Origin of the sequence: Amycolatopsis benzoatilytica AK 16/65, assembly GCF_000383915.1 — a bacterium.
Lineage (GTDB): Bacteria > Actinomycetota > Actinomycetes > Mycobacteriales > Pseudonocardiaceae > Amycolatopsis > Amycolatopsis benzoatilytica.
Genome location: NZ_KB912942.1, coordinates 731,198 through 751,634, shown reverse-complemented (window position 1 = coordinate 751,634; position 20,437 = coordinate 731,198). Strand labels below are relative to the sequence as shown.

The 20,437-nt window shown below is 69.6% G+C and carries 20 protein-coding genes; 7 read left to right on the top strand and 13 right to left on the bottom strand.

The genetic code is table 11. The annotated features are described in order from the left end of the window. Nucleotides 1–44: 44 nt before the first annotated feature. From AMYBE_RS0103525 to AMYBE_RS0103490, 8 genes are all read right to left on the bottom strand, one after another. On the bottom strand, nucleotides 45–842 hold the full coding sequence (locus tag AMYBE_RS0103525) for an ABC transporter permease (protein WP_020657957.1): 798 nt from the start codon (nucleotides 840–842) through the stop codon (nucleotides 45–47). Beyond that, complete coding sequence (locus AMYBE_RS0103520) at nucleotides 820–1,686, bottom strand: 2-aminoethylphosphonate ABC transporter permease subunit (protein ID WP_020657956.1); 867 nt, start codon at nucleotides 1,684–1,686, stop codon at nucleotides 820–822. Before AMYBE_RS0103520 ends, AMYBE_RS0103525 begins: the two co-directional genes overlap by 23 nt. Next, complete coding sequence (locus AMYBE_RS0103515; RefSeq protein WP_020657955.1) at nucleotides 1,683–2,750, bottom strand: ABC transporter ATP-binding protein; 1,068 nt, start codon at nucleotides 2,748–2,750, stop codon at nucleotides 1,683–1,685. Before AMYBE_RS0103515 ends, AMYBE_RS0103520 begins: the two co-directional genes overlap by 4 nt. After that, nucleotides 2,747–3,511: a 2-aminoethylphosphonate ABC transporter substrate-binding protein gene (locus tag AMYBE_RS40845; protein ID WP_020657954.1), complete on the bottom strand. Its 765-nt coding sequence runs from the start codon at nucleotides 3,509–3,511 to the stop codon at nucleotides 2,747–2,749. The genes AMYBE_RS0103515 and AMYBE_RS40845 overlap by 4 nt, the downstream gene beginning before the upstream one ends. 216 nt (nucleotides 3,512–3,727) lie before the next feature. Continuing rightward, nucleotides 3,728–4,429: a phosphonatase-like hydrolase gene (locus AMYBE_RS40840; protein WP_034287817.1), complete on the bottom strand. Its 702-nt coding sequence runs from the start codon at nucleotides 4,427–4,429 to the stop codon at nucleotides 3,728–3,730. Further along, entirely contained in the window at nucleotides 4,423–5,541 is a 1,119-nt protein-coding gene (locus AMYBE_RS0103500) for a TIGR03364 family FAD-dependent oxidoreductase (protein ID WP_020657952.1), read from the bottom strand. The genes AMYBE_RS40840 and AMYBE_RS0103500 overlap by 7 nt, the downstream gene beginning before the upstream one ends. A 105-nt stretch (nucleotides 5,542–5,646) precedes the next feature. Next, complete coding sequence (locus tag AMYBE_RS0103495) at nucleotides 5,647–6,027, bottom strand: DoxX family protein (RefSeq protein ID WP_020657951.1); 381 nt, start codon at nucleotides 6,025–6,027, stop codon at nucleotides 5,647–5,649. Between the two features lie 50 nt (nucleotides 6,028–6,077). Continuing rightward, a complete protein-coding gene (locus AMYBE_RS0103490) occupies nucleotides 6,078–6,854 on the bottom strand; it encodes a GntR family transcriptional regulator (RefSeq protein ID WP_020657950.1) in 777 nt (258 codons plus the stop codon). Between the two features lie 671 nt (nucleotides 6,855–7,525). On the opposite strand from AMYBE_RS0103490, the gene AMYBE_RS0103485 reads away from it, so the two are divergent. Continuing rightward, nucleotides 7,526–8,347, top strand: coding sequence for a trypsin-like serine protease (locus AMYBE_RS0103485; protein ID WP_020657949.1), 822 nt, complete (start codon nucleotides 7,526–7,528; stop codon nucleotides 8,345–8,347). A 204-nt stretch (nucleotides 8,348–8,551) separates the two neighbouring features. Here AMYBE_RS0103485 and AMYBE_RS0103480 read toward each other — a convergent pair whose 3' ends face one another. Further along, entirely contained in the window at nucleotides 8,552–9,130 is a 579-nt protein-coding gene (locus AMYBE_RS0103480) for a TetR family transcriptional regulator (RefSeq protein WP_020657948.1), read from the bottom strand. An 81-nt stretch (nucleotides 9,131–9,211) separates the two neighbouring features. Here AMYBE_RS0103480 and AMYBE_RS0103475 point away from each other — a divergent pair, with 81 nt between their 5' ends. Next, nucleotides 9,212–10,267: a saccharopine dehydrogenase family protein gene (locus AMYBE_RS0103475; RefSeq protein WP_020657947.1), complete on the top strand. Its 1,056-nt coding sequence runs from the start codon at nucleotides 9,212–9,214 to the stop codon at nucleotides 10,265–10,267. 29 nt (nucleotides 10,268–10,296) lie between these two features. On the opposite strand, the gene AMYBE_RS0103470 is transcribed toward AMYBE_RS0103475, so the two are convergent. Beyond that, nucleotides 10,297–10,758: a MarR family winged helix-turn-helix transcriptional regulator gene (locus tag AMYBE_RS0103470; RefSeq protein ID WP_027927341.1), complete on the bottom strand. Its 462-nt coding sequence runs from the start codon at nucleotides 10,756–10,758 to the stop codon at nucleotides 10,297–10,299. Nucleotides 10,759–10,819: 61 nt separating this feature from the next. On the opposite strand from AMYBE_RS0103470, the gene AMYBE_RS0103465 reads away from it, so the two are divergent. After that, on the top strand, nucleotides 10,820–11,716 hold the full coding sequence (locus AMYBE_RS0103465) for an alpha/beta hydrolase (RefSeq protein WP_027927340.1): 897 nt from the start codon (nucleotides 10,820–10,822) through the stop codon (nucleotides 11,714–11,716). 30 nt (nucleotides 11,717–11,746) lie between these two features. Here AMYBE_RS0103465 and AMYBE_RS0103460 read toward each other — a convergent pair whose 3' ends face one another. Together AMYBE_RS0103460 and AMYBE_RS0103455 are read right to left on the bottom strand one after the other, a co-directional pair. Then, complete coding sequence (locus AMYBE_RS0103460; protein WP_020657944.1) at nucleotides 11,747–12,853, bottom strand: NAD(P)H-dependent flavin oxidoreductase; 1,107 nt, start codon at nucleotides 12,851–12,853, stop codon at nucleotides 11,747–11,749. Nucleotides 12,854–12,861: 8 nt separating this feature from the next. Then, entirely contained in the window at nucleotides 12,862–14,457 is a 1,596-nt protein-coding gene (locus tag AMYBE_RS0103455) for an acyl-CoA synthetase (RefSeq protein ID WP_211226793.1), read from the bottom strand. Between the two features lie 63 nt (nucleotides 14,458–14,520). On the opposite strand from AMYBE_RS0103455, the gene AMYBE_RS0103450 reads away from it, so the two are divergent. After that, the gene (locus AMYBE_RS0103450; RefSeq protein ID WP_020657942.1) at nucleotides 14,521–15,306 is read left to right on the top strand and encodes a crotonase/enoyl-CoA hydratase family protein; all 786 of its coding nucleotides are present in this window, start codon (nucleotides 14,521–14,523) and stop codon (nucleotides 15,304–15,306) included. Between the two features lie 145 nt (nucleotides 15,307–15,451). On the opposite strand, the gene AMYBE_RS0103445 is transcribed toward AMYBE_RS0103450, so the two are convergent. After that, nucleotides 15,452–16,981, bottom strand: coding sequence for an acyl-CoA synthetase (locus tag AMYBE_RS0103445; RefSeq protein ID WP_020657941.1), 1,530 nt, complete (start codon nucleotides 16,979–16,981; stop codon nucleotides 15,452–15,454). An 86-nt stretch (nucleotides 16,982–17,067) separates the two neighbouring features. Between AMYBE_RS0103445 and AMYBE_RS0103440 the strand changes: the two genes are divergently transcribed. The 3 genes from AMYBE_RS0103440 to AMYBE_RS0103430 are packed head-to-tail and all read left to right on the top strand — an operon-like array spanning nucleotide 17,068 to nucleotide 20,301. Further along, entirely contained in the window at nucleotides 17,068–18,054 is a 987-nt protein-coding gene (locus tag AMYBE_RS0103440; protein ID WP_020657940.1) for a Zn-ribbon domain-containing OB-fold protein, read from the top strand. Nucleotides 18,055–18,088: 34 nt separating this feature from the next. Then, the gene (locus AMYBE_RS0103435) at nucleotides 18,089–19,141 is read left to right on the top strand and encodes a thiolase domain-containing protein (RefSeq protein ID WP_020657939.1); all 1,053 of its coding nucleotides are present in this window, start codon (nucleotides 18,089–18,091) and stop codon (nucleotides 19,139–19,141) included. Continuing rightward, nucleotides 19,138–20,301, top strand: a complete 1,164-nt coding sequence (locus AMYBE_RS0103430; protein ID WP_020657938.1) for a thiolase domain-containing protein — start codon at nucleotides 19,138–19,140, stop codon at nucleotides 20,299–20,301. The genes AMYBE_RS0103435 and AMYBE_RS0103430 overlap by 4 nt, the downstream gene beginning before the upstream one ends. Nucleotides 20,302–20,437 lie beyond the last annotated feature (136 nt).

Sequence of the window (20,437 nt, the reverse complement as noted above, 5' to 3'; positions counted from 1 at the left end):
GTTGCATCCCGGGCCGGGCGATTATTTTCACCGCGCCGATGTTTTCACCGCGCCGAAGCCCGGCCCCTGGCCAGTCCCAGCAGCACCAGCCCGGCCAGCGTCACCACCAGCAGCAACACCGTGCTCGCCGACGCGAGGAAGACTTGCCCGCGGTCGGTCAGCGAGAAGATCGTCGCGGGAAGGGTCTTCCAGTCCGGCGGGTACAGCATCATCGTCGCGCCCAGCTCGCCCATCGACATCGCCAGCGCCAAACCGGCCGAAGCCGACATCGCGGGCAACAGCACCGGAACCCGGACCCGCAGCAGCACCCGCAGCGGGCGCGCGCCGAGGCTGGCCGCCGTTTGGGCGAGCAGCGGGTCGACGCGCTGCGACGCGGCGGAGACCGTGCTGTAGGCGAACGGCAGCAGGATCATCAGGTGTCCGGCCAGCACGATCCAGCGGGTGCCGTTGAACGCGACCGGCGGGCGGCTGAACGCGACCAGCAGCGCCAGGCCCAGCACCACCGACGGCACCGCGATCGGCAGATGGAACAGCGAGTCCGCGATCTTGCGCAGCCGCGGCGGCGCGTGGTCCACCGCGAGCGCGGCCCAGCTGCCGATGAGCACCGAGACCAGCGACGTGATCACGCCGGTCTGCACGCTCACCGAAAGGCTGGCGAAGGTGTCGCCGGACAGCGCGTCTGCGTAGTTCGCTCCGGTGAGACCGGTGGGCAGCACTCCGGTCCAGCTGCCGGCGAACGACGCCAGGACGATCATCCCCAGCGGTGCCGCGATGACGCCGAGGAACACCACCGCGAACACCAGCCACACCAGCAACCGGCTACGCCGCGTCCACAGCAGCACGACGGCCTCCTCTCCCGGCCACTCTCCGGTAAACCGAGTAGAGCAGCAGCGACAACACGACGTTCACCACCGCGACCACCGAAGCGGCCGGGAAGTCGAACGTGACGATTCCCTTGCCGTACACCAGCATCGGCAGCGTCGACACGCCTTTGGCGCCGAGGAACAGCACGATGCCGAACTCGTTCATCGTCAGCAGCAGCACCAGGCACGCGCCGGACGCGAGCGACGGCCATGCCTCCGGCAGCACCACCCGCCACAGCACCCGGCCCGGCCGCGCGCCGAGGCTCGCCGCCACTTCCAGCTGCGCCGACGGGACCTGGCCGAACGCGGCGAGCGCGGGCCGCATCACGAACGGCGTGTAGAAGGTGATTTCGGCCAGCAGCACGCCCCACGGCGAGTACAGAAAGCCGGCGGCGCCGAAGATTCCCGCGCCGCCGTAGAGGAACGTGAACGCCAGCGCGATCAGGAACGACGGGAACGCCAGCACAGTGTCGACCAGGCGAGCCAGGACTGTCGCGCCCGGAATGGGGACGAACGCGACCACCAGGGCAAGGAATGCGCCGAGCAGCGCGCAGCCGACAGTGGAACCCAAGGCCAGCAGGATGGTTTGCCACACCGCGCTGCCGAACTCCGGCGAGGACAGCACCCGCGTCCACACCGAGAGCCCGAACCGGCCGTCTGGCGCGGTGAACGACTGCAGGAGCACCAGGACCAGCGGGTAGCCGAAGAAGCCGGCGACGACGATCGCGGGCGGCAGCAGCCAGCCGACCCGGTACCGGCGCGGTCGCCAACGGCGGCGAGCGGCGGGCCCGGCAGTCGGTGCGGACACCGCGAGGCCGGTCATCCGCCGACTCCGACCAGCGGGCAGCCGTCCGGAATGGACACTCCGACCCGGTCGCCCACCGCCGGCAGCACCGGGCGGTCGGGCACCTCGGCGCGGAGGTCGCAGGCCCCGTCGGTGAGCCGCAGGTCCAGCCGGTAGCCGGTGCCGCGCCACTGCACTCCGCGAACGAGCGCTTCGAAGGCGCCCGGGCCGGGCTCGCCGACCGAGATCCGGTGCGGCCGGACGCCGAGCGCCACCGGCCGCCCCGGTCCGAGCTCGCCGGACGGCTCGGCGGTCAGCTCGCGCCCGGCCAGCCGGACTGTCGCGACCGCGCCGTCTGCCCGGACCAGCTCGACCGGGATGAGGTTCGCCGCGCCGAGGAAGCTGGCGGTGAACTCGGCGGCCGGGCGGCGGTAAAGCTGTTCGCTCGGGCCGAGTTCGACCAGCCGGGAATCGCACAGCACGGCGATCCGGTCGGCGAGCGCGAGTGCTTCGCTCTGGTCGTGCGTGACGTAGATCAGCGTAGTGTCCGGCAGTTCGGCCCTGAGCCGCAGCAGCTCGGCGACCATGTCCTCGCGCAGCGCGGCGTCCAAAGCGGACAGTGGTTCGTCGAGCAGCAGGACATTCGGCCGGATGGCAAGCGCCCGGGCGAGCGCGACCCGCTGTTGCTGTCCGCCGGACAATTCGCGCGGGTAGCGCTTGGCGTAGGCGGCCATCCCGACCAGTTCCAGCACCTCGCCGACGCGCTGCGCCACGTCCGGCCGGCGCATCTTCCGCGCCTTCAACCCGAACGCGACGTTGTCGGCGACCCGCTGATGCGGGAACAGCGCGTAGCTCTGCACCACCACGCCGAGTCCGCGCCGGTGCGGAGGCAGGTCGGTGACGTCCTGCCCGTCCAGCAGCACCCGCCCGGCGCTCGGCCGGAGAAAACCGGCGAGCGCCTTGAGCGCGGTCGACTTGCCCGAACCGGACGGTCCGAGCAGCGCCAGTGTCTCGCCGCGCGCGACCGAAAGATCCAGCGGCGCAAGCGCTTGCGTCGCTCCGAAGTGGACGGATACGCCGCGGAATTCGACCGCCGGAGTCACTGCCCGGTGGCCTTGCGGTAGGCGGCGAGGTCGGCGTCGAGCCGGCCCAGTACGGCGTTCCAGTCCGGGTTCCAGACGGCCACGCCGGACATCGCGGCGGTGACCTTCTCCGCCTTCGGGCCCTGTGCCCTGACATCCGCGCGGGCCGGGATGCCGTACGCGTCGCTCGCCTTTGCCTGGGTTTCCGGCGAGAAGAGGAAGTCGAGCAGTTTGCGGGCGTTGTCCGCGTGCGGCGCGTTGGCGACCAGGCCGGCGAAGTACGGCAGCGCGAAGGTGGACCGCTTGCCCTGTGCGTCGGCCGGGAAGAACACCTGGAACCCGCCGCTCTTGTCGATCTCGGCGAGGTTCATCTGCAGGTCGCCGTTCGCCACCAGAATCTCGCCCTTCGCGACCTTCGGCTGCAGCTTGCCGGTGGACGAGGACGGGCCGGCATTGTTCGCCTGCAGCTTGCCGAGGTAGTCCAGCGCGCCCTGGTCGCCGAACACGTGCTGGGCCTGCAGCAGGACCGCGGTGCCGTCGCCGGCCTCGCCGGGCGTGGAGTACTGGAGCTTGCCCTGGTACTTCGGGTCGAGCAGGTCGTTCCACGCCTTCGGGGCCGGATTCGCCTGCTTCGGGTTGTAGATGAAGCTGAGGTAGTTGCTCATCATCGCGTAGTAGCGGCCCTGCGGGTCCTTCTGCGCGGCCGGCACCTGGTCGGTGCCCTTCGGCGAGGACTGGGCCAGCAGACCTTCCTTCGCCGCCTGCTGCACGAACGGCGGCACGCGAAACGACTTCGGCCGAACCGGCGGTGACCGCATGGACAGTGATGCCGGTCTGCTGCTTGAACTCGGCGAACCGGGCGGCGTACCAGTCTTCGAGGCCGTCGGCGGTGTAGATGGTGACGGTCTTGTCGCTGGACGCGCCGCCGGTGCCGCCGCACGCGGCGAGGAGGCCGGCGAGGGCCGCGACGAGTGCGACGACAGTCGCTTTCCGAATGTTCATGACTGGGTGGCTCCTTCAGGTTCTGCGTGGTCGAGCAGGGCGGGGAGGGCGGAGACGGAGTCGAGGACGTGGGTGGCACCGGCCGCTTCGAGGTCGGCTCGGTTGCCGGCACCGGTGAGCACTCCGGCGGCGATCCCGGCACCGGCGGCGAGACCGGTCCGGACGTCCGAGGGCGTGTCGCCGGCGACCGCGATGTTGCGGACGTCGGTGACCTGCAGCTTCAGCGCGGCAGCGAGGACGAGGTCGGGGTAGGGCCGGCCGCGCACGCCCTCCCCTGGCGCGAGTGCGAGGTCGGCGAGGTCGTTCCAGCCCAGTGCTTCGAGCAGTGCGCGCTGGGTGGCCCGGGCGAACCCGGTGGTGAGGGCGACCCGGACGCCCTTTTCGCGCAGGCCGCGAATGGTTTCCTCGGCACCGGCGATCGGTATGCATTCGCCCGCGTCGACCAGACGGCCGTACGCGGCTTCGAATTCGGTGTTGGCCTTCCGCGCGCGCTCCTCGTCGCCGAGCAGCGCGCGGAAGACGGTGATCTTGGACTGGCCCATGGTTTCCCGGACGTAGCCGAGCATTCCCGGGTAACGTTCGTCCTCTTCGGACACTCCGGCGGCGGCGATCGCCGCGGTGAAGGCGCGTTCGACCAGTCCGTCGTCCGCGACGGTCGTTCCGGCCAGGTCGAGCACGACGAGTTCGGTGGTCACCAGCCCAGCTCCTCTGCGGTGTCTTCGGCGATCGCCGGCGAACAGGTCATCCCCCGGCCGCCAGGGCCGGTGACGAGGAAAGCGTTGTGGCAAAGCCGTTCCCGGTGCACGATCGCGGCGGAATCGATGGCTTGGGCGTACACGCCGGCCCAGCGGCGGCGGATCCGCGGCAGCGGCCGGCCGAGCAGTTTGCTCGCCACTTCGGAGAGGTGCTCGTACGGGTCTTCGGTGACGTCGAAGGAGAACGGCTGCTCGTATTCATGCGTGTCGCCGATGGTCAGCGAACCGTCGCGACGTTGCACCATCAGCAGCTGCATCGCGTTGCGCGTGGCGGTTTCACCCTGCGGCTGGCGTTCGTTCAACGCGTCGAGCGCCGCGCCCCGGTAGGCCGGGTAGTACCGGAAGCTGTCGCCGTCGGCGACGCTGGTGGGCAGCGCTTCGCCAAGCGGTTCGGTCTGCGCCATCTGCAGCCGGACGCGACGCACCGGGAGCTCGCCGGCGATCTCGCGGACCAGGCCGCCCAGCCAGGCACCGGTGCAGAACATCATGACGTCGCCTTCATGCCGCTCGCCGTGGTCGTCGATGACGCCGTTGGCGGTCAGGTTCCGCACCTCGCGACCGGGCAGCCAGCGATACCGGCCGCTCGCTTCGAGGACTTCGCGCAGGGCGGGCTGCGCGGTCCGCGGTTCGACCACACCGTCGCGCTCGCAGTACAGCGCGCCGGCGAACTCGCCGCGCAGCGCCGGGTTCAGCGCCCGGGTCTCGTGGGCGTCGAGCAGCTTGAAGCCACGCTCGGCAGCATCCGGACCCGCGACGACCTCCCGTGCGACAGCCAGCTCCGCGTCCGCACGGACGACGGTAAGCGAGCCGTTGGGCCGGAAACCCAGCGCGGGCGCGCGCTCGCCGATCCGCTCCCACAGCCGGCGGGCGCGCACCGCGGTGGCCAGCTCGAGACCAGCGGCGCGGCCGCCTACCCAGACCAGGCCGAAGTTGCGCACCGAGGCTCCGCGCGCTTCGGGTTCGCGTTCGATCTGAAGGACTTCGTGTCCGTGCTCAACGGCCTGCCAGGCGTGCAGGGTGCCGAGCACGCCGCCGCCGACGATGAGGATTCGCACGGCCGCAACAGTCGCTGGCCGCCCTCAACGGAGCTTGTCGGCTTGGGGAATGCCAGATGAAGGAGCCTCGAATATTGGATCGGATGAGTTACCTTTCTGTTATCTTCACAACCGGCCGACGGCGACGAACACGCATCCCGCCAGGATCACGACATTCGCCGCGACATTGCGGTACTCGGCCGACCGGTGCTCGGTGAGCGCGAGCCGGAAGTGCATCGCCATCGCGCCGGCCATCACCACCGCCAGACCGACCGCGGCCCAGCCGGTGAGCACCGGAGCGATCCCGGTCAGCCGGGGCAGGATCAGACCTAGCGCGGCGGCCAGTTCGCAGATCGCGGTGAAGCGCACCACCGGCATCGGGTACGCGGCCGCGCCGGTCTGCCCGGTTTCGAGCAACCGGTCGTGCGACATCGTCGACTTCAGCGCGCCGGACAGGGCGAACAGCAAGGCCAGCGCGATCTGGACAGTCCACAGTGCGATTTCCATGATTCCCTCCGTTCAGAGGAGGGACGAGACGGCGGCACGGAACGTGACTGCTACTCGACGCGGCCCAGCTTCGTCACGAAGCTCAGCCGGTCGCCGCGGAACAGCGAGCGGACGCGTTCGAACGGCTCGCCGTCCGGACCCCAGGAAACCCGGTGCATCAGCAGCATCGGCAACGCCGGGTTGGTGCCGACGAGAAGGGCCTCGCGGGGTGAGGCCAGCACGGTCTCGACCCGCTCCTCAGCCCCGTCGAACACCACGCCGAGCTCCTCGCGCAGATACGCGTACAGCGAGCGCTCCGGATCGAAGGTCTCGGCCAGGGTCGGGAACCGGTCGGCGCGCAGGAATGTCGATTCGAGGCCCACCCGCTCGTCGTCGGCGAGCAGCACGCGCTCCAGGTGGATGACCTCGGCGGCGGAATCGATCTTCAGGTCGACGGCCAACGCGGTGCCGGCGGACCGGCGTTCGAGCGTGATGAGCGTGCGGCCCGGCCGGATCCCCTGGCGGCGCAGCCCTTCGGTGTAGCTGACCAGAGCGAGCGGCTGGACGAGCTTCGGCGGCGCGACATAGGTACCGCTGCCCTGTTTGCGCGACAGCCTGCCTTCGAGCACCAGCTCGCTCACCGCCTGGCGGACCGTCGCGCGGGACACCTCGAATCGTTCGCACAGTTCGCGCTCGGTCGGCAGGACACTGCCTTCGCCCAATTCGGCGATCACCGCGAGCAGTTCGACCTTCACCGCGTAGTAGCGCGGCACTCGGCCGTGATCGGGAATGCCGTCGCGAACCGGTCCGTCGGCGGACAGGCGGGACAGCGGCGAAGACTTGGGCACGAGACCTGAGCTTATGCCAACCGGGCGCGGTGCAGTTCCCTTGCCCGCGAAATGAGACCGCCGGGAGGGGCCCGCGATGCCATAAACCCGCCAACTCACATGTACAGCGGCGTTCGGCTCGGTGAATTCTGGGAATACCTGGCGGCCGGCGATTCGTCACCGGCAAGCGCGCGAGCTGCTCTGCGACGGCCTTGACCGTTCGCCGCATCCGTGCCCCGCCCGGCGTTGGCGACTTCGTTCAGCACACTCTTTGCGCTGGCATTGGTTTCCTTCTTCGGATTCTCCGGACCGCGCGTTTCCCCATCTCAGCGCCGGATTGGCGTTGTTCGCTTTCGCTTCTTACCCACTGCTGGTTTCGTGGACTAGCTGCCGCTTTCCAGGCCCCCGCGTCCCAGTGCGCGGCGCTCCCCATCCAGTCGATGCGCGAAAGTCCCCCTCGCGCCGGACCTGGGAGACGCCCGCTCTTCGGCAAAGACCTACTGGTCAAGACAGGGTTTTGCGGCCCAGGAGACTGCCCGGTATCGGCCCGATCGGTGAAGAATCCGAAAGATCCGAAGAAAGTTGGTTGTCCGCTTACCGGCACTCTGGTGTAGTCGGTCCATCACCGAAAGACACCTCCCCGCCGCCCCCGGAGCGATAGCTCCACTGTGGACACCGGAAGGACGATCCCCTTGGCCGACAAGCGAATCTTCAGCATGCTCACCCGAGCTTTCACCGGCGCCGCGGCGCTCGCCGCGGCAGCCGGGCTCGCCACGCCCGCCGTGGCGTCGACGCCCGCTTCGACCCCCGCGTCGGCCGACGGCGTCCAGGTGGTCGGCGGCACTCGCGCCAGCCAGGGCGAATTCCCATGGATGGTCCGGCTTTCGATGGGCTGCGGCGGCGCGCTGTACACGAACCAGATCGTGCTGACGGCCGCGCACTGTGTGGACCGGACCGGCGCGGACTCGTCGATCACGGCAACCCTCGGCGTCGTCGACCTGCAAAGCTCGAGCGCCAAGAAGGTCCGCTCGACCTACGTCTACCGCTCGCCGACGTACGACACCGCTACCGGCGGCGACTGGGCGCTGATCAAACTGGCGAGCCCGGTGAGCGGCATCCCGACGCTGCCGATCGCGAAGACCGCGGAGAACAACAACGGCACCTTCACCATCGCCGGATGGGGCGCGGCCACCGAAGGCGGCGCGCAGCAGCGGTACCTGCTGAAGGCCACCGTCCCGTTCGTGGACGACGCGACCTGCCAGGCCCAGGGCGGCGACTACGCGTCGCTGAACAAGTCCGCGGAACTGTGCGCGGGCAACGTCGACACCGGCGGCACCGATACCTGCCAGGGCGACTCCGGCGGCCCGATGTTCCGCCGCGACGGCTCCGGCCAGTGGATCCAGGTCGGCATCGTCAGCTGGGGCACCGGCTGTGCCCGGCCGAACGCACCGGGCGTGTACACCGAGGTGAGCACCTTCGCATCCACGATCGCCTCGGCGGCCGCGAAGATCTGACGCGGAACCGAAATCGGGTGCGGAGCCTTGCCGGGAGCCGCACCCGATTTCGCGTTGCGGACAGGGTGCGCGCCGAACGTCCGCTGGTCTGTCCGTGAAGGACCCCTTCAGGGACTTGGATTCCCTCAGGGGCCTTTCATAGACAGACCGGCAACTGGCCGTCGGCTACCCAAGCATCCTGACTGCACCAGGCGAGACCCCGCGCTAAGCCGACGGCGTGCCCGCCAGGTGCCGCATCGCCGCCAGGGTCTCGTTCAGCACGACGTCCAGGCCAGGCGAGCCGTTCTGGTCCAGCCAACGGGTCACTGCTACCCGGAACGCGACCATCGCGATCTCCGCGGCCAGCCTCGCGTTCAAGTCGTCTGCGCCGCGGTCTCGGAAGCCTTGCTCAAGCGCCTTCGCCAGCAGCGCGAACTTGCGCAGTTCGCGCTCGTGCAGCGCCGGTTCGGCGTCGATCAACGAGCGGCGGCGGAGCAGGTAGTCGAGGCTGCGGCCCTCGAACAGCTTCGCTACGGCCGGCCCGAAGCAGTCCGCGATGAGGTCCATCGGGCCGAGCGAAGGCGGGGCCTCCGCCATCAGGCGGGCCACCCGCTCGGGCACCTGGTCCTCGCCGCCGAACAGGACTTCGCGTTTGTCCGCGAAGTACCGGAAGAACGTTCGGGTCGTGAGACCGGCGCGCTCGGTGATCTGCGGAACGGTCGTCTCGGTGTAGCCCTGCTCGACGAAGAGTTCGAGCGCGGCCTGTTCGAGCCGCTCCCGCGCACCCGGCTGCCATCGACCCATGCCGCACATCCTAGTGATGACACGTCGTGCCATGCGGTGGCATAGTGATGACACGACGTGCCATCGCAACAGGAGGCGACCATGACAGGCGAGATCTGGGTGCTCGGTGCGACCGGACGGGTCGGCCGGGCGGCGGCGGAACGGCTCCGGCAGGCAGGGGTCGAGACGGTGGTGACCGGCCGCAGCCGGGAGCGACTGGCCCAGTCCAGCCCGGGCTCCCGCGCGGTGACCGGCTCGTTGGACGAGATCTGCGAGCGGATCGCCACCGAGGCACCGGCAGTCGTGCTCAACACAGTCGGCCCGTTCGCGATCACCGCGCCGCAGGTCGCCCGAGCGTGCCCGCCCGGCACGCACTACGTCGACGTCACCGACGAGTTGAGCGCGTTCGAACTGCTGCACGGCATGCACCAGGAGGCCGCGGCCACCGGTCGCACGCTGGTTTCCGGCGCGGGCTTCGGCGTGCTCGCGACCGAGGGCATCCTGCTGCATCTGTTGACCGGAAAGGAAACACCAACGCGGGTGCGGGTGGACGCGATCGCTTCCGTCGCGATCGAACCCGGGCCGCTCGGCGAAGCGCTGGCCGCCACCATCGTGCATTCGCTGCTCGACGGCGGCCGCGAAGTCCGACAGGGCCGGTTGGCACGCGCCCGCGCCGGCCGCGCCGCCGAGCGGTTGACCACCCCGGACGGCGACGCGGTCACGACCGCGGCATTGGGCAGCGGCGAGCTGTTCGCCGCCTGGCAGACCAGTGGCGCGCCCTCGGTGATCGGAGCCTCCGCACTGGTGCCGGGCAACCCAGCGGCCCGAGCGGCCCTGCCGTTGGTCGGCGCCGCGCTGCGACTGCCGGGCGCGGCCAGTTTCGCTACTCGGCGGCTTGCCCAGGTCACCGCTGCCGAAGCCAAGGAGCGACCGCGTCAATCGTCATGGGGACGCGCCCGAGTCGAATGGCCGTCCGGTGACGTGCGCGAGGGCTGGCTGCGGACCGGCGACGGCATGACGTTCACCGTCGGCGCGGTGACCGAGGTCGCTCTGCGGCTGGCAAAGGGCGAGGGACGGCCGGGCGCGTTCACTCCGGCCCGGCTCTTCGGTCCGGAAGTAGCGCTCGCCGCGGGCGGCGAGTTCGTGCTGGCGCACTGACTCTCAGGCGGAGAACCCCTCCTCGCGCGCTACCCCGCGGGCATTCCGGCGTTGCCCCGCTCCAACCCGTCGCGCAGGGCGGCGAACACCGGGAGCAGCGCGTCGACCTGCTCTTTCCCGATCGCTGACGCCAGCAGTGTTTCCAGCTGCGCCTGGAACGTCTCCTCCGCCGCGCCCACCAGGTCCCGGCCGCTCGGAGTCAGTTCGAGCAGCGAGGAACGCCGGTCCTGCGGGTTCGGCGCTCGCCGCACCCAGCCGCGGGCTTCGAGCCGGTCGATGCCTTTGCTGGTGGCGCCGATGCCGACCGCGAAGTTCGCCGCGAGGTCCGCGACCCGGGACCGCGGATGCCGTCCCAGGTACTGCAGGAACTCGAACTGCGACGCGACAATGCCGTGCTCGGCCCTGAGCCGCTCCCCCACCGCGTTGTAGAGCCTGGTCTCGCAGCGTACGAGATGGTCGAAGAGCTGCACGGTTGCCGAAGTACCTGCCATGGCATACAGTCTACTAATACATGTCGCGGAAGCTACTTCCGCAGAACCTTCAGGGGGATGAATGAGCAGGGCCCAGCGACGTGCCGTCGACGAGATGCTGCGGCAGGCCCCGCAAGGGTTCGATCCGCAGCCGGTCGAGCGGATGCGGGCCGGATTCGCCGCGATGATGAGCGCGTTCCCGATTCCGGCGGTGACCCAGACGCCAGCCGAACTCGGCGGACGGCCGGCGGTTCTGGCGGAACCGCACAGCGGCGCCCGCCCGGGCACGATCCTCTACTTCCACGGCGGATCGTTCTCGCTCGGCTCGCCGCGGACGGCGATGGCGCTCACCGCGAATCTGGTGAAGCGCACCGGTGTCCGCGCGATCTCGCTCGACTACCGGCTCGCTCCCGAGCACCCGTTTCCCGCCGCGATCGACGATTGCCTGGCCGCCTACCGTCACCTGCTGGACGACACCGACCCGGCCGAAATCGTCTTCGCCGGAGACTCCGCGGGAGGCGGACTGACCGTCACGACCTGTCTCGCCGCACGCGACGCGGGTGTGCCGCTGCCCGCCGGGATCGTGGCGTTCTCCCCAGGACTGGACCACACCCGGTCCGGAGCCACGATGACGGCGAAGGACGGGATCGACCCGTTCTTCACCCGGGAAAGCCTCGGCCGCACCGCGGAGATGTACTTGGCCGGCGCGGACCCGGACCAGCCGCTGCTTGCCCCGGCCGTGCACGCGGACCTGACCGGCTTCCCGCCGATGCTGCTGCAGGCGGGCACGAACGAACTCCTCCTGGACGACGCGGTCCGGCTCGCGGAACGAGCGCGGGCGGCGGAGGTCGATGTGGTGCTGGACGTGACCGCCGACGTGCCGCATGTCTTCCAGGCGTTCGCCGGCTCGCTGGACGAGGCGGATCAGGCACTCGACCGGGCGGCGCTGTTCATCGCGCAGCGCCTGGATCGGCGATGAGGCCAAGCCAGCCGATCCAGGCGCCGGGCCTCAGCGCAGCTTGTCCAATCGCGACACCGTGTCGTCGAAGCCCCGCACCAGCTCCGCCATGACCTCCGCCACCGGCCGCACCCGGTCCATCCGGCCGACGATCTGGCCCACCGGCATGGACACCACGGTCTTGTCCGCGGCCGCGTGGATCCGGTTGTGCGCCTGGGAAACGAGCAGATTCTGCAGCGGCATCGGCAGCGGCTCGGGCGCTCCCGGCGCCGCCCACGCCTCGGTCCACCGGGTCTTGAGCAGCCGGGCGGGTTTGCCGGTGTAGATCCGGGTCCGGACGGTGTCCGCGGAGGTCGCCTCGACCAGCGCGGTCTGCATCGCGGCCGAATCGGGCATGGTCTGGAGGTATTCCTCGGTCGCCAGCCAGTACGAGCCCATCCACGCCCCCGACGCGCCCAGTGCCATCGCCGCGGCGACCTGGCGGCCGGAGCCGATTCCGCCGGCGGCCAGCACCGGCGCGCGGTCGCCGACGGCGTCCACGATCTCCGGGACCAGCACCATCGTCGCGATCTCGCCGGTGTGCCCGCCGGCCTCGTGGCCTTGTGCGACAACCAGATCCACGCCGTTGTCGACGTGCCGGACGGCGTGCTCGCCCTTCCCGGCCAGCGCCGCCACCGGGACTCCGGCGTCGTGCGCCCGGCCGATCACGTCCGCCGGCGGCGAGCCCAACGCGTTGGCGATCAAGCTGATCCGATGGTTCAGCGCGACGTCCACATGGGACCGCGCGACCGAGTGCAGCCAGCCGAGGACGCCGGCTCGCTCGTCGGTGTCCTCCGGCAGCGGCGGGATCGCCAGGTCGGTCAGCACCTTGTCCACAAAGGCCCGGTGCCCGTCCGGGATCAGCTTCGTGAGGTCGGTCTGGGTTCCTTCGGACGGAATCTTCGCCGGCATGACGATGTCGACCCCGTACGGCTTTCCGTCGGTGTTCTCGTCCATCCAGGACAGCACCGCGTCGAGTTCGGCGGCGTCGTTGAACCGGACGCAGCCGAGCACGCCCATGCCGCCGGCCCGGCTGATCGCGGCCGCGACGTGTTCGGACGGGGTGAAGCCGAAAATCGGCACCTCAATGCCGAACCGGTCGCACAACGATGTGCGCATGTGCCCTCCTAGGCGGGTTCGTGTTCGGCGGCGTACCGCTGGGCCCACGGATAATCCGGCTTCCCGCTCGGCGAACGGCCGATTTCCTCGGCCAGCCACACCGAGCGCGGCACTTTGTATCCGGCGATCTCGGTGCGCACGTGCGCTTCCAGCGCCGCCAGATCCGGTCGCACGCCGGGGCGCGGCTGGACGACCGCGGCGACGCGTTGGCCAAGCCGGTCGTCCGGGACGCCGATGACGAGCGCGTCGAAGACGTCCGGATGCGACTTGAGCGCACCCTCGACCTCCTCCGGATACACCTTCTCGCCGCCGGTGTTCACGCACTGCGATCCCCGGCCCAGCAAGGTGACGGTGCCGTCTTCCTCATAGCGCGCGTAGTCGCCGGGGACTACGTAGCGGACGCCGTCGATTTCGGTGAAGATCGTGCGGCTCTTCTCTGGATCGCCGTAGTAGCCGAGCGGCACGTGGCCGCGGCGGCCGATCAGGCCGACCGCGCCGGCCTTCGGTTCGACCAGGTTGCCGTCGTCGTCCAGCAGGATCGCGTCCTTGCCGAAGCTGACCCGCGGACCGGCGGTGTGGTCGGAATCCTTGCCCACCATGCCGATTCCGGTGAAGCCGCTTTCCGACGAGCCGATGGCGTCGGTGATCACGACGTTCGGCAGCAGCGTCAGCACCTCCTGCTTCACCGAATGCGAGAACAGCGCCGCGTGGCTGGAAACGGCGACCAGCGAAGACGCGTCGTAATCGCCTTCCCGGTACGCCTCGACCAGCGGACGCGCCATCGCGTCGCCGACGATGGTCAGCACCTGGACCTTGTGTTCCTGCACCGCGCGCCAGACCGCGTGCGCGTCGAACTGCGGGACGAACACCACCGGACTGCCGGTGAACAGCGCGCCGAAAGCGGCCCACTGGGCGGCGCCGTGGATCAGCGGCGCGGCCGGCAGCCGGACGAGCGAGCCGGCCTTGCCCTGTTCGGCCAGCGTCCATTCGTCCGGCACGTACTCGCCGGTGACGAAATTGATGCCGCCGCCCAGCGCGCGCCAGATGTCCTCGTGCCGCCAGAGCACGCCCTTGGGGTAGCCGGTGGTGCCGCCGGTGTAGAGGATGTACAGATCGTCCGCGCTGCGTTCGCCGAAATCGCGTTCGGGCGACTGCCCGGCGAGCGCCGCTTCGTACTCGACGCCCGTCTCGTACGGCGCGTCCGAACCGTCCTCAACGACTACAACGTGTTTCAGTTTCGGCGCCTCCGGGAGTACCGCGGCCACCCGGTCGGCGTAGCTGCGCTCGTGCACCAGCGCCACCAGGTCGGCGTTGGTGAACAGATAGCGCAGTTCTCCGTGGACGTAGCGGTAGTTCACGTTCACCGCGATCGCGCGCAGCTTGTACGCGGCGAACATGGTTTCCAGCGCTTCGATGGAGTTGCGGGAATAGACACCGATGTGGGAGCCGGGTCCCACGCCGTGCGCTGCCAGGTGGTGGGCCAGCCGGTTCGCGCGCTGTTCCAGCTCCGCGAAGGTGACCTGGCGCTGGCCGCACACGACCGCGACGCGTTCCGGCACGGCGTCGACGGCGTGCTCGAGTAGATCCGCGATGTTGAGTGCCACCCGCCCAAAGTAGAACATGTTATCGTTCTGGGCAATGACCTCGTCCTGGAGGAGGAACCGCCGGTGGCTGAACCGCACGCGCTCGTCTCGCTTGAAGGCCACACGCTCGTGGTGACGATGAACCGGCCCGAGGCGCGCAACGCGCTCACCGGGGAGATGCTGTCGATCATGGTCGAGGCGTGGGACCGGGTGGATTCCGACGACCAGGTGCGCAGCTGCGTGCTCACCGGGGCGGGCGGGGCGTTCTGCGCCGGGGCGGACTTGAAGTCGATGGCGCGCAGCTCGCCGGACAAGGCGTTTTCCGGCGGATTCGATCCCAGCCGGATCGAGGGCCTGCTGAAGGGGCGGCGGCTGACCAAGCCGCTGATCGCCGCGGTCGAGGGCCCGGCGATCGCCGGCGGCACGGAGATCCTGCAGGGAACGGACATCCGGGTGGCCGCGGAGAGCGCGAAGTTCGGGGTTTCCGAGCCGCGCTGGGGATTGTTCCCGATGGGCGGTTCGGCGGTGCGGCTGCCCCGGCAGATCCCGTACACGATCGCCGCCGATCTGCTGCTGACCGGGCGGCACATCACCGCCGCGGAGGCACGGGAAATCGGACTGATCGGGCACGTAGTGCCGGATGGGCAGGCGCTGACTCGCGCACTGGAGCTCGCGGAGATGATCAACTCCAACGGGCCGCTGGCGGTCCGGGCGATCCTGAAGACCATCCGCGACACCGAGGGAATGCACGAGGAGGAGGCGTTCCAGCTCGACGCGAAGTACGGGATCGGCGTATTCGCGTCCGCGGACGCGAAGGAAGGGCCGAAGGCGTTCGCGGAGAAGCGGAAGCCGGAGTTCCAGGGCCGCTGACGCCGATTCTCGGCCGGCGCCGCTCGACGCTCACTCTCGGCCGGCGCGGCTCGACTCTCACTCTCGGCCGGCACCGCTCGACACCGATTCCGTGAAAGGCCCCTTGAGGGAATCTGATTCCCGCAAGGGGCCCTTCACGGAACGGTCAGGACACGTACTGGTCGCGCAGTTTTCGCTTGTACAGCTTGCCGTTCGGGTCCCGAGGCAGCTCCGCGAGATAGTCCACCGTCCGGGGCAGCTTGAAGCGCGCCAGCCGGGTTTCCGCGTAGGCCAGCAGTTCCGCGGTCAGCTCCGGCCCGCCGTCGATCCCGTCCGCCGGTTGCACGACGGCCTTGATCTCCTCGCCCCAGTCCTCGTGCGGGATGCCGAAGACGGCCACGTCGGCGACCTTCGGGTGCATCACCAGTTCGCCCTCGATCTCGGCGGGATAGATGTTCACCCCGCCGGAAATGATCAGGTCGGCCTTCCGGTCGTGCAGGAACAGGTAGCCGTCGTCGTCCAGATGTCCGACATCGCCGAGCGTGAACAGGTCGCCGACCCGTGCCTTTTCCGTCTTGGCGCGATCCCGGTGGTACTCGAATTTCGAGTCGCCCATCTTCATGTACACGGTGCCGACCTCGCCGGCCGGCAGCTCGTTCCCGGCGTCGTCCAGGATCTTGATCGTCGAACCGGGCCAGGGCAGGCCGACCGAGCCGGGCTTGCGCAGCCAGTCCGTTCCGCTGATCACCGTGCCACCGCCCTCCGTCGCGGCGTAGTACTCGGTGACCACCGGGCCCCACCAGTCGAGCATCTGCCGCTTGACCTCAAGCGGGCACGGTGCCGCACCGTGGATCATCACGCGCAGCGAAGACAGGTCGTACTTGGCCCGCACGTCGTCCGGCAGCGCCAGCAGCCGGCGGAACTGCGTCGGCACCATATGGCTGTGCGTGACGCGGTGGCGTTCGATCAGGCGCAACATTTCCTCGGCGTCCCACCGGTCCATCAGCACCGCGGTATGGCCCAGCTGCAGCGAAATCGCCACGAAGTTCAGCACCGCCGTGTGATAAAGCGGGGAGCCGCACAAGTGGACGTGGCCGTCGAAGGGCTGAAGGCCGAACACCCCGAAGAACCACGTCGACGCCGCGGGCACCTGATCCGGGTCCGCGCCGGTCAGCGGACGCTGGACGCCCTTGGGGCGACCGGTGGTGCCAGAGGTGTAGAGCATGGGCGAGCCGGCGGTACGCGCATCCGGGCGGCCGTCGCCGAGGCCGGCTCCCAGCTCCTCGACGTGCAGGAAGCCAGGTACCGCGCCGACCGCGAACCGGGCGGAGGCGGGCAGCCCGGCCTCGTCCGCCGCGGCGACCGCGACGTCGGCGAATCTCTCGTGCGCCAGGAAGGCTTTCGCGCCGCTGTCGCCGAGGATGTACGCGACTTCCGGGCCTACCAGATGCCAGTTCACCACCACCACGTACAAGCCGGTCTGGATCGCCGCGAAGTACGCGGCCACCAGGTCGTCGCCGTTCGGGAGCAGCAGCACGACAGTGTCGCCGACCCCCAGGCCCAGCTCTCGCAAGCCGAGCGCGTACCGGTTGGCTTTCGCCGCCAGTTCGCCGTAGCCGATTTCCCGCCCGTCCGGATCCACCAGCGCCACCCGGGCGGGCTCGGCCGCGGCGATGGTCCACAGTCCCAGGTCCATCTCTCAAACCTAGAACGCGTTCCACTCATGCACAACCGTCTGCACGCCTCTTCCTTGCCTCCAATTCGAGAACGTGTTTCACTCAGATGGTGACGGTTTCGGATGCCCCGCTGTCAGCGCCGCTCAACGTCGGCTTCGACTACACCCGTTCGACCGGGCCGGTGCTCGGCCGCTTTGTCAACGCACTGCGCGAACGCCGGATCGAAGGCGTGCGCGGCAGCGACGGACGCGTGCACGTGCCACCGGTCGAGTACGACCCGGCGACCGCGGACCCGCTGACGGAGTTCGTGCCGGTCGGCTCGGAAGGCACCGTGGTTTCCTGGTCCTGGTGCGCGCAGCCGCTCGACGGCCAGCCGTTGTCGCGTCCGTTCGCCTGGGTGCTGGTGAAACTCGACGGCGCGGACACCAGCCTGCTGCACGCGCTGGACGCCGGCTCGCCGGACAATGTCCATAGTGGACAGCGGGTGCGGGTCCGGTGGGCGGACGAAACCGTCGGCCACATCCGCGACATCGCGTACTTCCTGCCGGCCGAGGCACCGGACACCGAGCCGACCGAGGCTCCCCCTCCGGTCGCCGAGCGCGAAGAAGGCGCACCGGTCAGCGTGATCATCACGCCGGTGCACTTGAAGTACCAGCATTCCGCTTCGCCGGAGGAGAGCCGGTATCTGCGCGGGCTCGCCGAGGGGCGGATGCTCGGGCAGCGATGCCCCGCGTGCGGCAAGGTCTACCTTCCGCCACGCGGCGCCTGCCCGGTGGACGGCGTGCCGACCACCGACGAGGTGGAACTGCCGGACACCGGCATCGTGACCACCTTCTGCATCGTCAACGTGCCCTTCCTCGGCCAGCGCATCAAACCGCCTTACGTCGCGGCGTACATCCTGCTCGACGGGGCCGACATCGCGTTCCTGCACCTGGTTCTCGGGTGCGCCGCCGACGAGGTCCGGATGGGGATGCGCGTGCGGGCCGCTTGGCGGCCGCGCGAGGAATGGTGGACGTCGCTGGAGAACATCAGCCACTTCGAGCCCACCGGCGAACCGGACGCCGCATACGAGACTTTCGCCCACCACCTGTGAGGACCAGCCGTGAAGACCAGCGCTGTGAGGATCCATGCCTGAAGTCGCCGTAGCCGGTTTCGCGCAGGCGCCGAACGTCCGGGAGACGCCGGGCACCACGAACGGCGTCGAGATGCTCGTGCCGATCCTGGCCGAGGCGTTCGCCGCCACCGGACTGTCCAAACAAGACATCGGATTCTGGTGCTCCGGCTCGTCGGACTACCTGGCCGGGCGCGCGTTTTCGTTCATCGCCGCGGTGGACGCGCTGGGCGCGTTCCCGCCGATCAACGAGTCCCATGTGGAAATGGACGCGGCCTGGGCGCTGTACGAGGCATGGCTGAAGATCCGTACCGGCGAGGTGGACACCGCGCTCGTGTACGGCTTCGGCAAGTCCAGCGCGGGCCAGCTTCGCCGGGTGATGGCGATGCAGCTGGACCCGTACGTCGTCGCCCCGTTATGGCCGGACACCCTCGCCATCGCCGGCCTGCAAGCCCGGCTGGGGCTCGAAGCGGGACGGTGGTCGGAAAAGGACCTGGCCGAGGTCGCGGCCCGGTCCCGAGCGGACGCGGCGGACAACCCGGCGGCCCAGGTGTCCGGCATCGTCGAGCCCGCCGATCTGCTGGAGACCCCGTACGTCGCGGATCCCCTTCGCGCGCATGACATCGCGCCGGTCACCGACGGCGCCGCGGTGATGATCCTGGCCTCCGCGGAACGAGCGCGAGACCTCGTCGACCGGCCCGCGATCATCACCGGGCTGGAGCACCGCATCGACTCCCCGGTACTCGGCGCGCGAGACCTGACCCGTTCGCCGTCAACCGCCGCGGCCGCCGCGCCGCTGGATCTCGACGGAGTCGAACTCGCCGAGCTGCACGCGCCCTTCACCCATCAGGAACTGATCCTGCGCCAGGAACTCGGCCTCTCCGGCAGGGTGCGGATCAACCCGTCCGGCGGGGCGCTCACCGGGAATCCGATGTTCTCCGCCGGCCTCGCCCGGATCGGCGAGGCAGCGACGCGAATCCACCGCGGCGAAGCGGGCAAGGCGCTCGCCCACGCGACCAGCGGACCCGCCCTGCAGCAGAATCTCCTCGCTGTGCTGGAGGCACGATGACGAAACAGCTCGCCGCGGTGCTCGGGACCGGGCAGACGCACCACCGCGCGAAGCGCACTGACGTGTCCATGGCCGGCTTGCTCCGGGAAGCGATCGACCGGGCGATGGCGGACGCGCAGGTCGGCTGGGACGACATCGACGCGGTCGTCATCGGCAAAGCACCGGATTTGTTCGAGGGCGTCATGATGCCCGAACTGTTCCTCGCGGACGCACTGGGGGCGAACGGGAAACCGTTGCTGCGCGTGCACACCGCAGGTTCCGTGGGCGGTTCGACGGCGCTGGTCGCCACTTCGCTGGTCCAGTCCGGAGTGCATCGACGCGTGCTGACGGTGGCGTTCGAGAAGCAGTCCGAATCGAACGCGATGTGGGGCCTGTCGATTCTGCCGCCGTTCCAGATGCCGGTCGGCGCCGGTGCGGGCGGATATTTCGCACCGCATGTGCGCTCGTACATCCGCCGGTCCGGGGCACCGGATCACATCGGCGCCATCGTGGCGGCGAAAGACCGGCGCAATGGCGCGTTGAATCCGTACGCACACTTGCAGCAGGCCGACATCACGGTGGAATCGGTGCAGGCATCGCAAATGTTGTGGGACCCGATTCGCTACGACGAAACCTGCCCGTCCTCCGACGGCGCGTGCGCGATGGTGCTCGGCGACGAGGCGGCCGGGGACGCGGTACCGGGCGGTGCGGCGTGGATCCAGGCGACCGCGATGCGCACCGAACCCACGACGTTCGCCGGACGGGACCAGGTGAGCCCGCAGGCCGGCCGGGACGCGGCGGCGGCGTTGTGGCGCGATGCCGGGATCACCGATCCATTGTCCGAAGTGGACGTCGCGGAGATCTACGTGCCGTTCTCCTGGTTCGAGCCGATGTGGCTGGAAAACCTCGGCTTCGCCGCCGAAGGCGAGGGCTGGAAGATCACTGAAGCCGGCGACACCGCGCTCGGCGGGCGGATGCCGGTGAACCCGTCCGGCGGAGTGCTGTCGTCCAATCCGATCGGCGCGTCCGGGATGCTGCGGTTCTCCGAAGCGGCGAAGCAGGTGATGGGCCGCGCCGGCCAATACCAAGTGGACGGGGCACGGGTCGCGCTAGGACACGCGTACGGCGGCGGTTCGCAGTACTTCAGCATGTGGGTGGTCGGCTCGGACAAGCCCTCGTGAGTACTTGAGCCGGTTCTCTGCTCTCCGGCTTGAGGTGGTGCGGCCGGATGACCGTCCGTGAAGGGCCCCTTGAGGGAATTGGATTCCCTCAAGGGGCCCTTCACGGACTGACCGCCAACCCAGGCCGCCGGGCAGC